Source organism: Enterobacter sp. E20, from assembly GCF_000801755.2.
In the GTDB taxonomy this organism is placed as follows: Bacteria; Pseudomonadota; Gammaproteobacteria; order Enterobacterales; family Enterobacteriaceae; genus Enterobacter; species Enterobacter asburiae_B.
Genome location: NZ_CP012999.1, coordinates 480484 through 493873, shown reverse-complemented (window position 1 = coordinate 493873; position 13390 = coordinate 480484). Strand labels below are relative to the sequence as shown.

The following is a 13390-nucleotide window of genomic DNA, read 5'->3' as shown; positions in this document are numbered from 1 at the left end:
CAGTGAGGTTAACTCTTTGTTTTAGTTATATCGTAATGTGAACAATTCCGCTATCTGTGAAGCAATTCCGGTTTCAGGTGACTTTTTTCTGTCAGGATTCACATTTCTGTAAGCAACAAGCTATAGATACATACTCTTTTGTGCTCTGCATCGAAAAAAGGACTCCTCTGATGATTAAGTTTAGTGCAACGCTTCTGGCGACGCTGATTGCAGCAAGCGTACAGGCGGCGACGGTAGATCTGCGTATTCTGGAAACGACCGATCTGCACAGCAACATGATGGACTTCGATTACTACAAAGATACCCCGACGGAAAAATTCGGCCTGGTACGCACGGCAAGCCTGATCGATGCGGCGCGTGGCGAAGTGAAAAACAGCGTGCTGGTCGACAATGGCGATCTCATTCAGGGCAGTCCGCTCGGGGACTACATGGCGACCAGGGGGCTGAAAAAAGGCGAGATCCATCCTGTTTATAAAGCGATGAACACCCTGGACTATACCGTCGGCAACCTCGGTAACCACGAATTCAACTACGGTCTAAAATACCTGCATGACGCCCTTGCCGGTGCGAAATTCCCGTACGTTAACGCCAATATCATCGACGTTAAGACCCAAAAGCCGCTCTTTACCCCTTATCTGATTAAAGAGACCAACGTCGTCGACCAGGACGGTAAAAAACAGACGCTGAAAATCGGCTATATCGGTTTTGTGCCGCCGCAGATCATGACGTGGGATAAGGCCAACCTCGACGGCAAAGTGACCGTTAACGACATCACCGAAACCGCGCGGAAATACGTGCCGGAAATGCGCGAAAAAGGCGCCGATCTGGTGGTCGTTGTCGCCCACTCGGGCCTCTCCGCCGATCCGTATCAGGCCATGGCAGAAAACTCCGTTTACTATCTGAGTGAAGTCCCGGGCGTCGACGCGATCCTGTTCGGCCACGCCCACGCGGTCTTCCCGGGCAAAGATTTCGCCAGCATAAAAGGAGCGGACATTGAGAAAGGGACGCTCAACGGCGTGCCGTCGGTGATGCCGGGCATGTGGGGCGACCATCTTGGCGTGGTGGATCTGGTGCTGAATAACGACGGCGGCAGCTGGAAGGTGACGCAGTCAAAAGCCGAAGCGCGCCCGATTTACGACGCTGCGGCTAAAAAATCTCTGGCGGCGGAAGATAAAAAACTGGTCGACGTGCTGAAGCACGATCACGACGCCACGCGCGAATTCGTCAGCAAGCCGATCGGCAAATCCGCCGATAACATGTACAGCTTCCTGGCGCTGGTGCAGGACGACCCGACCGTTCAGGTCGTCAACATGGCGCAGAAAGCCTATGCGGAACACTTTGTGCAGGGCGATCCGGATCTGGCAAAACTGCCGGTCCTGTCAGCGGCTGCGCCATTCAAGGTGGGCGGGCGTAAGAACGACCCGGCAAGCTATGTTGAAGTCGAAAAAGGCCAGCTGACCTTCCGTAACGCCGCCGATCTCTACCTCTACCCGAACACGCTGGTGGTGGTAAAAGCGACGGGCCAGGAGGTGAAAGAGTGGCTGGAGTGCTCTGCCGGACAGTTTAACCAGATTGACCCGCACAGCAGTAAGCCGCAGTCGCTGATTAACTGGGACGGCTTCCGTACCTATAACTTCGACGTGATCGACGGCGTAAACTACCAGATTGACGTCACCCAGCCGGCGAAATATGACGGCGAGTGTCAGGCGATCAACCCGCAGGCGGAGCGCATCAAAAACCTGACCTTCAACGGCAAGGCGATCGACCCGAATGCCACCTTCCTGGTGGTGACCAATAACTACCGCGCCTACGGCGGTAAGTTTGCCGGTACGGGAGATAGCCACATCGCCTTTGCCTCGCCGGACGAGAACCGCTCGGTGCTGGCGGCGTGGATCAGCGCGGAGTCGAAGAAGGCGGGCGAAATTCATCCGGCGGTGGACAACAACTGGCGCCTCGCGCCGATCCACAGCGATACGAAACTGGATATCCGCATAGAAACGTCGCCGTCCGATAAGGCAGCCGCGTTTATCAAGGATAAAGCCCAGTATCCGATGAAGCAGGTCGCAACGGATGATATCGGGTTCGCGATTTATCAGGTGGATTTGAGCAAGTAAAAACAAAACGGCAACATACGTTGCCGTTTTTCGTGTTTGTTCCCTCTCCCTATGGGAGAGGGGTCCTCAGTAATTTTCCAACTCGAAGCGATGAATATTTCTTCAGAAAAATTAATGAATTGCAGCGATGCCCTGGTCCGGCTGTAAATCGCCGAAGCGTTCCCGCAAGGCCGGGGCGAGGCGCAAGGATGCGCCGAGAGAGCGTGGCCTGCAGGGATGCAGGCTCATGCCCGACCCGATAGCCTGAAGGAATAAGCTGAGGACAAAATTGCCGGGAGCAATTTTGGACAGCGCCTGAGCTGGCCCTGAAAGGGTGAGCCCCAGGGATGGGGCGAGCAATCCGCGAAGCGGCGATTTACCGCCGGGAGCCCGGGTCGCCAGGGCGGCGGCGATTGAGCCGCCCTGGCACGTTCACAGGCCATGTCGTTACAGAGAAGCAAGGAACATAAAGTGAACGGAATGACCACCAGAGTTATATGTTCCCCCCTCACCCCAGCCCTCTCCCTCAAGGGAGAGGGGGTCGCCCACGCAGGCATTAGGTCAGGGTGAAGACATCAGGCCGCACGATCGTCCCTGTTCGCCATCACCTTCGGGGTATTCACCTCAATCCAGTCCGCCAGCGCAGCGACTTTCTCGCTGACCTCAATCCCCATCGGCGTCAGGCTATACTCTACGTGCGGCGGCACCACCGGATACGACACGCGATCGACAAACCCGTCCTGCTCCAGCGCCTGGAGTGACTGGGACAGCATCTTTTCGCTCACCCCGCCCATTTTACGGCGCAGATCGCTAAAGCGATGCGTTCCCTGGCGCAGGGCCAGCAGAATCAGGACACCCCAGCGGCTGGTCACGTGTTTGAGCACCTCGCGTGAAGGGCACTGTTCCGCGAAAAGATTGCCATCGCGCATTTGTTCGCTGAGCGTCGGTATCGTTGTTTTCATACTTACCTTTTTGTACGTACTTACTAAAAGTTAGCTATGGTGCTAGTGTGCCACAACACCAGACAAACACGAAGGAGATTCATCATGATCGCGATTACCGGCGCTACCGGCCAGCTTGGCCATCTCGTTATCGAACAGCTGTTGAAAACCGTACCGGCCAGCCAGATTGTGGCCATCGTACGTAACCCGGCGAAAGCGCAGGCCTTAAGCCAGCAGGGAATTGTCGTTCGCCAGGCGGACTACACGGATGAAGCCGCATTCACCGCCGCGCTGAGCGGCGTGGATAAGCTGCTGCTGATCTCTTCCAGCGAAGTCGGCCAGCGCGCAACCCAGCACCAGAACGTGATTAACGCCGCCAAAACAGCAGGCGTGAAATTTATCGCCTACACCAGCCTGCTGCATGCGGACAACTCCCCGCTGGGTCTGCACGTTGAACACGTTGCCACTGAAAAAGCGCTGGCGGCGTCCGGCATCCCTTATGCCCTGCTGCGCAATGGCTGGTATACCGAAAACTACCTTGCGAGCGCGCCGCCTGCGCTGGAACACGGCGTGTTTATTGGTGCGGCAGGCGAAGGCAAAATTGCCTCTGCCACCCGTGCAGACTATGCCGCGGCGGCCGCCAAAGTGATCGCAGAAGAGGGACACGCGGGCAAGGTCTACGAACTGGCGGGCGACCACGGCTGGACGCTGAGCGAACTGGCGGCTGAACTCGGCAAACAGAGCGGGAAGCCGGTAGCCTATCAGAATCTCAGTGAAGCGGATTTTGCCGCCGCGCTGAAAAGCGTCGGCCTGCCTGCCGGACTGGCAGATATGCTGGCGGACTCGGATGTGGGCGCGTCCAAAGGGGGACTCTTTGACGATAGCCATACGCTGAGCAAACTGATCGGGCGCGCAACGACGCCGCTGGCGCAGAGTATTAAAGCCATTCTTTAACGGTGTCACCGTTCTTTCCTGCGGCCGGGTGATTTCCCTTACCCGGCCCGCTCATATTTATTAATAATAAAAACAGATATAACGATTAAAAGTCCGGGTATTCTTTATCCGTCGCGTACGTTATCGGTTTTTCAAATCCGGGAATGGTGATGCCATTCGTATCAATCTTAATATCTTCCTCATTTATCCCCTGCTGGCCGAAAAGATAAATGACATTGAGTTCACCCTGCGAGGCCGCCTCGTCGTAGGCGTTAGCCTGACGTCGCACCTGGCGGTTACGCTGCTGATAATCCGCAAACACCGCTTCCCCATAGCGTTTGCGCAACCATTGATGGGTAAGCTTTGGCGAGTAAACCACCCCCGTGGCATTATTACCGCCAAAGCCTTTTGAATTAATAAAGGCAATTTGTCCCTGGTCTTCCTCTAATTTGCAGTCCTGAAGAGGAATGGTTAAGCGCGCGTTGTTCACCCGCGGTGCGATGTGGGACACGCTTTTAATTCCCGGCAAAATACCATAGCGGAAGACGCCGAGGCAGCCGATCAGCTGGTCGCCGCTGGCTGGGCCCAGGGAGTGACCGAGGTACGATTTCACCGCCGTCACCGGCCAGTCGCGAATCGAAAAGGCTTGCGCAACGCGGTCAAAAATATCCGCCTCGGAGACGCAATTCTTCGGCGTGCTTGAGCCGTGCGCCTGAATAAACGATCCCTTCTGCACCGTCTCTATCCCGGCCATCGATACCGCTGAGGCTACGGCTTTCGCCACGGTGATGTAATTCCCCGGCCCCGGTGACGCAATAGAGCGTTTAAAGCCGTCAGCGTTGATGAAGACATTCCCCACCGAACCGTGGATCTCTGCGCCAAGCTGCAGCGCCAGCTCGTCGTCCATTAACACGACATACTGGCTGGATTCTGCGATAACAAAACCGCAGCTGTTGCCAAACGGGCGGCTGCTGTTGCGCCAGTCGGCCGTTTCCGTTTCATCAATGTGCTTAAGCTTGCTCTCCGTTGCCAGGGCGCCCATGGCATCGAATCCTTCAATCACTTCTGAGGTGACCGGCGCTTCGGCGCTGCCAACGACGGCTACGCGAATGCGCCCCGCTTTGATATCCTCAACTGCCGCATTCAGGTTATACAGAAACGTGGCGCATGCCCCCAGCGTGGCGCTGGTATGACCGACGCTACCCAGCACATACGCATTGAGGAAATCGGCGCACATGCTGTTCAGGCCCAGCGGGCACTGTTTGGCGCTGACGCGATGGCCTTTCAGGCGCGACTGCAGCATTCCGCCAAAGCCATAATCGTCGAGCTGCCCCATGATATTGCCCGAATAGACGCCGAGCTGATCCGGCGTGATTTTGGCCTGTACCTCTCGCCACGGGATCCCTAGGGCGTTGATGGCGTCTGACGCTCCGACAATCGCCATTTGTAACGCCCGCGGATGGAACTGCGAATTGTAATGGTCGCCCGGACGGAATCCCTGCGGCAACAGCCCTGCAGCCTGAACCTCCGTGCGCAGCAACGCCTCAATTTTGCAGTCCATCTCTCCCTGAACGGTAATACGGACATGCCGATCCGCTAATTCTTCAACGTGCCATCCCGCCGGTAAGGGTTGAGGTAATTGCCTGGCAGATATATTAAAACTGAATCCCTCTTCGCCTGAAGCCATATTCAATTTTGCATGGCCGGCAATAGCATCGACATCAAAGTAGTCGCGCGTAATTTTTCTGATAAGGGTTCCCTCAAGCACCTCGTCTTTTATCCTCGCGGCAGCCTGAGCAGGTGTAAACCTTTCACCGGAAATATCGCGATATCCACCTTCATCATATTTAAGTACGCCCATCAGGATAGCTAACGATAATAATGTTTCCTGCCTTTCCTCTTCCGATAATGACTCAATAATCATTCGATGAAATGCATGATGTGAAGAACTACGACCAGCTGGACCATAGCCGCCAAAAGCCGTTATTACGGGTAATTTCACCATAATTTATTCTCTCGTGGTCGTGGATTTATTTTATTAAGCAAGTGCGATAATTTCAGATATTAGTTTACAAATCACCAACAAAAGCTAATATGAAAATCCAGCCAAAACGCTGACTTTTTTGGCCACGGCAACGATGAGCTACCAAAAATAATAGTCAAAACAGGTATTAATCAAAAATGACAAATACACAAATAGGATTTGTGTTATGTGAACGCATGCTAAGTTCCGGTCTCAGTCTTCCGATTGAAATGTGGAAAGCGGCAGCCAGTAGCTATTTAGCTGAGCAAAAAACAACATCCCACGCAGGCACGCACAAACCGGAGAAGTCACCCTTCAGGCTCTGTCGCCCGGAGAATATTCTGAAGGTGAATACCATTGGCATAAACAGCGAGCCCATTCTGACGCACAGTGGCTTTAGCATTACCGCCGATACCACCCTTGCCGCAGACAGGCACTATGACGTGATCTATCTTCCTGCCCTGTGGCGCAACCCTCGCGCGGTGGTCAGACAACAGCCTGAACTTCTGGAATGGCTGACCGAGCAGGCCGCGCGAGGAACCCGCATCGCCGCCGTCGGAACGGGCTGCTGTTTTCTGGCGGAGTCGGGATTGCTCAACGGAAAGCCCGCCACCACCCACTGGCACTACTTCAAACAATTCTCGCGTGACTACCCCAGCGTAAAATTACAGACAAAGCATTTTCTCACTCAGGCCGATAATATTTTCTGCGCTGCAAGCGTTAAGGCCCTGTCAGATCTGACGATCCATTTTATAGAAACGATATACGGGAAACGTGTAGCCACACATACTCAACGGACATTTTTCCATGAAATTCGTAGCCAGTTTGAACGCCAATGTTACAGTGAAGAAAACAAGCCCCATCCGGATGAAGATATTATTCAAATTCAAATCTGGATAAAAGCCAACTGCGCCTCGGATATATCCATGCAGAATCTTGCAGATATGGCTGGCATGAGTTTGCGCAACTTTAATCGCCGCTTTAAAAATGCCACCGACATGTCCCCACTGCAGTATTTATTAACCGCCAGAATTGAATCCGCCATGACAATGCTGCAATCCACCAATCTGTGTATTCAGGAGATTGCGAATGCGGTTGGATATCAGGATATTGCGCACTTTAATCGCCAGTTTAAGCATAAAACAACGGTTTCACCGGGGGATTACCGTAAGACCGTCCGGGCAAAGATGTTTAGTGCATAAACTGCGGTCATCTCTGATAATGAAAAGATGACCACGAGGAGGCTCAACGTGCAAGGCGTACCTGAACAGTTTAATGATGAAAGAGACAGCGCGCGCTTTCGCCATCTGGCGCAGCTGCCGGGACTGGAGCTTTATCACGCGCATATTTCTGACTACGCCTTTGAGCCTCACACTCATGAAGCCTTCGGGATCGGCACGATTGAAACCGGTGCCGAACGCTTTCGCTATCGCGGTACCCAGCATCTCGCGGCGGAAAAATCCGTCGTCACCATGAACCCGGACGAGATCCATACCGGCGAATCCGCCACCGAAGGCGGCTGGCGCTACCGGATGGTCTATATCGAACCCGATCTGCTGGAAGAGGTGACCGGCCTCCGGCACTGGTGGTTTAGCGATGTCACGCGTCATGACCCGCTGCGCTCGCAGCAAATCGGCAGACTGATTTACGGCCTGTGGCACACGGACGATCCGCTTGCGCAAAAAGGATTACTGCTGGATCTGATTGAGACCTTCCAGCCGCTGGCCCATCACGCGCCGGTGATTCAGGAAGGCGCGCACCGCTTCGAACGCGTGCGCGAGTACCTGCACGACAACTACATGCACTCCCTGACGCTGGACGAGCTGGCCAGCGTCGTTTCGCTCAGCCCGTACCACTTCCAGCGCCAGTTCAAAGCCCATTTTCACGTGACGCCGCACCAGATGCTGATGGCCATTCGCCTCTGGCGCGCCAAAGCGTTCCTCACCCACGGCATGCCCGCCGCCGAAGTGGCAGCCGCGACCGGGCTGACCGACCAGTCCCATTTAACCCGCGCGTTTACCCGCCGCTACGGCATTACGCCCGTGCGCTACCAGAAGCAGGTCACCCGGCGCTAATGCGCAATCTCATACAATACGCGCGCATTTTCCCCTCCTACACTGCATGCAGCGTAAATACCTGTGGATGGAAAAATGATTAGTGGAGTGTTGTATGCCCTGCTGGCCGGGATGATGTGGGGGCTGATTTTTGTCGGCCCGCTGATCGTGCCCGAGTATCCGGCAATACTGCAGTCGACCGGACGCTATCTGGCGCTCGGGCTGATTGCCCTGCCCCTGGCGTGGCTGGGACGCGCGCGCTTGCGTCAGCTCAGCCGTCAGGACTGGGGCACCGCGCTGGCGCTGACCATGATGGGGAATCTTATCTACTACGTTTGCCTCGCGAGTGCCATTCAGCGTACCGGTGCGCCGGTATCTACCATGATTATCGGCACGCTGCCGGTCGTTATCCCCGTCTTTGCTAACCTGCTCTACAGCCACCGCGATGGCAAACTGGCGTGGTCAAAAATGGCACCGGCGCTGGTATGCACCGCCGTGGGGCTGGTATGCGTCAATATTGCCGAGCTGCGTCACGGGCAGGCGGATGTTGACCTGTGGCGCTACGGCTCTGGCATTGTGCTGGCGTTCATTTCCGTGGCGTGCTGGGCATGGTATGCCCTGCGCAACGCGCGCTGGCTGCGGGAGAACCCGGACAAGCACCCGATGATGTGGGCGACGGCGCAGGCGCTGGTCACGCTGCCCGTCTCGCTGGTGGGCTATGCCGGGGCGTGCATCTGGTTAGGCCATCAACAGCCAGACTTCGCTCAGCCCTTCGGGCCAAGACCCTGGGTGTTTATTGGCTTAATGGTTGCGATTGCGGTGCTGTGCTCATGGGTGGGCGCGCTGTGCTGGAACATTGCCAGCCAGAAGCTGCCGACGGTGATTTTAGGGCCGCTGATTGTCTTCGAAACCCTGGCCGGACTGCTTTATACCTTCCTGATGCGCCAGAGCGTGCCGCCGCTATTCACGGCCTGCGGCATCGCGCTGCTGGTGGTGGGAGTGGTGATGGCGGTAAGAGCGAAGCCGGAAAAACCGAGGGTCATTCCGGCTTCGGAGATGTGAGCATTGCCCAGCGGCGCTGCGCTTGCAGGGCCTACAAAATCGTAGGCCCGGTAAGGCGTAGCCGCCACCGGGCAAGCCCTTAAAACGTTTCCCAGTTCCCTTCAGACGCCGCCGCTACGGGCTGCGCTTTAGGTACATAGGTTTTCACCGGCGCCGCTTTGACCGCCTGGTTGCGGGTGATTTTGAACACCGCCACCGCTTCGTTCAGGCGGGCAGCCTGATCTTCCAGCGCCGCCGCCGCGGCCGCAGATTCCTCTACCAGCGAGGCGTTCTGCTGGGTCACGCGGTCCATCTCGGCTACCGCCTGGCCCACCTGGTCAATACCGCGGCTCTGCTCGTCAGAGGCCGAGGCAATTTCACCCATGATGTCGGTGACGCGGGTGACCGCATTGACGATCTCTGCCATCGTGGCGCCGGCTTCGTTAACCAGCTGAGAGCCCGCGTTCACGCGCTCGCCGGAATCATCGATCAGCGCTTTGATCTCTTTCGCCGCCTGGGCGCTGCGCTGTGCGAGAGTACGGACCTCCCCTGCCACCACCGCAAAACCACGGCCCTGCTCGCCCGCGCGCGCCGCTTCCACCGCAGCGTTCAGCGCCAGGATGTTAGTCTGGAAGGCAATACCGTCGATTACGTTAGTAATTTGCGCGATTTTACTGGAGCTGGTGGCGATTTCGTCCATCGTACGCACCACGCCTTCAACCACGTTACCGCCCTTCTTCGCCGTAGAGGAGGCGTCCAGCGCCAGACGGGAAGCCTGACGCGCGTTATCGGCGTTCTGCTTCACGGTCGCCGTCAGCTGTTCCATGCTGGCTGCCGTCTCTTCCAGAGACGCGGCCTGCTGCTCGGTACGGGAAGAGAGGTCGTTGCTGCCCGCAGAGATTTCCCCTGCACCGGTGTAAATCGTATCTGCGCCTTCACGCACCACACCCACGGTGTTCGCCAGCGAGGTCTGCATCTCCTGAACGTTACGCGCCAGGATAGCCATTTCGTTCTTACCTTCAGCCTGAATCGGCTGGGTTAAATCCCCCGCCGCAATGGCGCGAATATGGTTAATCACCTCTTCCAGAGGCAGCAGCAGCACGCGGCGCATGGCTACCCAGCTGGAGATAATCACCACAATCACCAGCAGCATAACCGCAGAGAGGATCCACAGGATGCGCCTGTAGTCGCTTTCATTGTCCTGGATGCCTTTATCGGTGAGCGTTGCCTGCGCTTCACGCCATTCACGGTAAACCGCCTGCATCGCGGTCTGCTTTTGCTCCGCGTTCTGCTTGAACATGTCTTCCAGATTGCCCTGGCTCAGCAGGACGTTCATTTGCATCAGCGTTGAGGAGTAAATGCGGTACTGCTCTTCCAGACGCTTGGCCAGGTTCTCGTCCAGGCCCGGCGTATTTGGCAGGGCATAGTATTTATCGTAATGGACCTGCGCATCGGCGAGCAGATTTTTCGCCGTGTTGACCAGCTCATTGAGCTGCCCACCGTTAATCTGAGAGGCCATGCTGCTTTGCAGACGCAGCATCCCGCGGTTCAGCGTCACGCGCGCCTGGTTCAGGCTGATCCACGCATCGGTAAACTCCGCCACGTTCTTGCTGGAGAGCTGCGACACGGTGAAGTTGTCTTTATCGTTATTCAGCGCGTTGATAAAGATACCCGCGGAAATCACTTGCATGATGCCGAGCACAAGCAGCACCGAAATCAGAAGGGTAATGACTTTTATACGTTTAAACATGCGTTGCCTTTGTTATATGCAGGTTTGTCTGACGTGGATATATCGGCAGGCGCGGCGGGTTGTTTACTGTTTCTACACCTTTAAAAAGTTTCTAAACCACTTTCCTAAGTCCATTCAGAGAGTTAAACGGGGTATTTTTTTGTGATCTGCATCTCACTTTCCCCCTTCCCTCTAAAGGGTTATAGCGCTGGCTTAAAGATGCATTTAATATGCATCTTATATTATTAATGACGAGGTAACTGCTATGGCCTTTCGCGACCAACCCCTTGGCGAGCTGGCGCTCTCCATTCCTCGCGCTTCTGCGCTGTTCCGTAAATACGATATGGATTACTGCTGCGGCGGTAAGCAAACCCTGGCGCGTGCGGCCTCACGCATGGAACTGGACGTTGAGGTGATTGAAGCAGAGCTGGCGCAGCTGGCCGAGCAGCCCGTCGACAAAGACTGGCGAACCGCCCCGCTCGCTGAAATCATCGACCATATCATCGTGCGATACCATGACCGTCACCGTGAGCAGCTGCCGGAACTGATCCTGCAGGCGACCAAAGTTGAGCGCGTTCATGCCGACAAACCTTCCGTACCGCGCGGTCTGGCGAAATACCTGACCCTGCTGCATGAAGAGCTTTCCAGCCACATGATGAAAGAAGAGCAGATCCTCTTCCCGATGATTAAACAGGGAATGGGAAGCCAGGCGATGGGGCCTATCAGCGTGATGGAAAGCGAGCACGATGATGCGGGTGAGCTGCTGGAAGTGATCAAACACACCACCCACAACGTCACGCCGCCGCCAGAAGCGTGCACAACGTGGAAAGCGATGTACAACGGCATTAACGAGATGATTGACGACCTGATGGAACACATCAGTCTTGAGAACAACGTTCTGTTCCCGCGGGCATTAGCTGGGGAATAAAAAAGGCCGCTGCGGCCTGATGCCCTCACCCCGGCCCTCTCCCACGGGGAGAGGGTGCAAAAACTAAAAACGGCAACCGAAGTTGCCGTTTTGCTTTTACCTTACGCCTGCCATACGTTTCTTACCGATAAACACCCAGCCCAGCCCCAGCGCGATAAACCACAGCGGCGTGACGATGAGTGCCTGACGGGTATCATCTTCCAGCGTCAGCAGAACCAGCACGAAGACGAAGAACGCCATGCACACCCAGCACATCAGCTTGCCCAGCGGCATCTTGTAGATCGATTTTTCATGCAGGTGCGGGCGCTGCTTGCGGTACACCAGGTATGAACAGAGGATGATGGTCCAGACGAACATAAACAGGATCGCTGAGACCGTGGTGATCATGGTGAACGCGCCAATCACGCTTGGGTTCACGTAGAGCATCACCACGCCGCCCAGCAGGCACATGCAGGAGAAGGTCAACCCTTTTGCCGGTACCGCGCGCTTCGACAGCTTGGCGAACGCGCTCGGCGCCACGCCTTCCTGCGCCAGACCAAACAGCATACGGCTGGTGGAGAATACGCCGCTGTTGGCAGACGAGGCAGCAGAGGTCAGCACCACGAAGTTAATCAGGCTCGCGGCAGCAGGCAGGCCTACCAGCACGAACAGCTCAACGAACGGGCTCTTGGTTGGCACCACGGAGCTCCACGGCGTCACGGACATAATGACGATCAGCGCGAAGACGTAGAACATGATGATACGCAGCGGAATAGAGTTAATCGCGCGCGGGAGAGACTTCTCGGGATCTTTGGTCTCCGCTGCCGTCGTGCCCACCAGCTCAATGCCCACGAAAGCAAAAACCGCGATCTGGAAGCCGGCAAAGAAGCCGCTAATGCCTTTCGGGAACCAGCCGCCGTCATTCCACAGATGGGTAAACGACGCCTGAACGCCCGTTGGCGACTGGAAGTGGGTGAGCACCATCACCAGCCCCACGACGATAAGCCCGACAATCGCCACGATTTTGATCATCGCGAACCAGAACTCCATCTCACCGAACATTTTAACGGTGGCGAGGTTAAGGCTCAGCAGCAGAACAATGACCGCCAGCGAGGCGACCCAGTCCGACAGCCCCGGGAACCAGAACTGCGCGTAGGCGGTAATCGCCACGACGTCCGCCATACCGGTGACGACCCAGCAGAACCAGTAGGTCCAGCCGGTGAAATAGCCCGCCCACGGCCCGAGCAGGTCAGAAGCGAAGTCGCTAAAGGATTTGTATTCGAGGTTCGAGAGCAGCAGTTCACCCATTGCACGCATCACGAAGAAGAGCATAAAACCGATGATCATATAAACGAAGATGATCGACGGCCCGGCGAGACTGATGGTTTTGCCTGACCCCATAAACAGCCCGGTACCGATGGCACCCCCAATCGCAATGAGCTGAATATGACGGTTTGTGAGATTGCGCCGTAGCGACTGTTCAGACGTCGCCTCTTCTGTAGCGGCGACTTTGACCTGATCTACCATGTAATTTTCCTGTTTATGCCTGTCTGTGTTGTTAAGGCTCTTCTGGCCTTTAAAAACGTCAAAAAAATGACGGTCCCTTTGTAAGGGTTTATCGATATTAGGTAAGAATCGGCGGGATGAATACTATGATTTAGATATTATG

At 55.8% G+C, this 13390-nt stretch carries 10 protein-coding genes; 6 read left to right on the top strand and 4 right to left on the bottom strand.

Annotation, left to right across the window (positions count from 1 at the left end; translation table 11 throughout):
- The first annotated feature begins 170 nt into the window (after positions 1-170).
- Positions 171-2114: a bifunctional 2',3'-cyclic-nucleotide 2'-phosphodiesterase/3'-nucleotidase gene (locus NI40_RS02325; protein WP_039261052.1), complete on the top strand. Its 1944-nt coding sequence runs from the start codon at positions 171-173 to the stop codon at positions 2112-2114.
- Positions 2115-2668: 554 nt separating this feature from the next.
- On the opposite strand, the gene NI40_RS02320 is transcribed toward NI40_RS02325, so the two are convergent.
- Positions 2669-3055: a winged helix-turn-helix transcriptional regulator gene (locus NI40_RS02320; protein WP_023331869.1), complete on the bottom strand. Its 387-nt coding sequence runs from the start codon at positions 3053-3055 to the stop codon at positions 2669-2671.
- An 84-nt stretch (positions 3056-3139) separates the two neighbouring features.
- Between NI40_RS02320 and NI40_RS02315 the strand changes: the two genes are divergently transcribed.
- On the top strand, positions 3140-3988 hold the full coding sequence (locus tag NI40_RS02315) for an SDR family oxidoreductase (RefSeq protein WP_039261049.1): 849 nt from the start codon (positions 3140-3142) through the stop codon (positions 3986-3988).
- Between the two features lie 85 nt (positions 3989-4073).
- Here the strand turns inward: NI40_RS02315 and NI40_RS02310 are convergent, their stop codons facing one another.
- Complete coding sequence (locus NI40_RS02310; RefSeq protein WP_269465138.1) at positions 4074-5528, bottom strand: beta-ketoacyl synthase; 1455 nt, start codon at positions 5526-5528, stop codon at positions 4074-4076.
- Positions 5529-6148: 620 nt separating this feature from the next.
- Here NI40_RS02310 and NI40_RS02305 point away from each other — a divergent pair.
- The 3 genes from NI40_RS02305 to NI40_RS02295 all read left to right on the top strand — a co-directional run bounded on the left by NI40_RS02305 (position 6149) and on the right by NI40_RS02295 (position 9106).
- Positions 6149-7192: a GlxA family transcriptional regulator gene (locus NI40_RS02305; RefSeq protein ID WP_039261045.1), complete on the top strand. Its 1044-nt coding sequence runs from the start codon at positions 6149-6151 to the stop codon at positions 7190-7192.
- A gap of 48 nt (positions 7193-7240) precedes the next feature.
- On the top strand, positions 7241-8065 hold the full coding sequence (locus NI40_RS02300) for an AraC family transcriptional regulator (protein WP_039261043.1): 825 nt from the start codon (positions 7241-7243) through the stop codon (positions 8063-8065).
- A gap of 75 nt (positions 8066-8140) precedes the next feature.
- Positions 8141-9106 (top strand): DMT family transporter, encoded by a 966-nt coding sequence (locus tag NI40_RS02295; RefSeq protein WP_039261041.1) that lies wholly within the window; start codon positions 8141-8143, stop codon positions 9104-9106.
- Between the two features lie 79 nt (positions 9107-9185).
- Here NI40_RS02295 and NI40_RS02290 read toward each other — a convergent pair whose 3' ends face one another.
- Positions 9186-10835 (bottom strand): methyl-accepting chemotaxis protein, encoded by a 1650-nt coding sequence (locus NI40_RS02290; RefSeq protein WP_039261040.1) that lies wholly within the window; start codon positions 10833-10835, stop codon positions 9186-9188.
- A gap of 244 nt (positions 10836-11079) precedes the next feature.
- Here NI40_RS02290 and ytfE point away from each other — a divergent pair, with 244 nt between their 5' ends.
- Positions 11080-11742: an iron-sulfur cluster repair protein YtfE gene (gene ytfE, locus NI40_RS02285; RefSeq protein WP_039261039.1), complete on the top strand. Its 663-nt coding sequence runs from the start codon at positions 11080-11082 to the stop codon at positions 11740-11742.
- Between the two features lie 96 nt (positions 11743-11838).
- Here the strand turns inward: ytfE and cycA are convergent, their stop codons facing one another.
- Complete coding sequence (cycA, locus tag NI40_RS02280; RefSeq protein WP_039261038.1) at positions 11839-13248, bottom strand: D-serine/D-alanine/glycine transporter; 1410 nt, start codon at positions 13246-13248, stop codon at positions 11839-11841.
- Positions 13249-13390 lie beyond the last annotated feature (142 nt).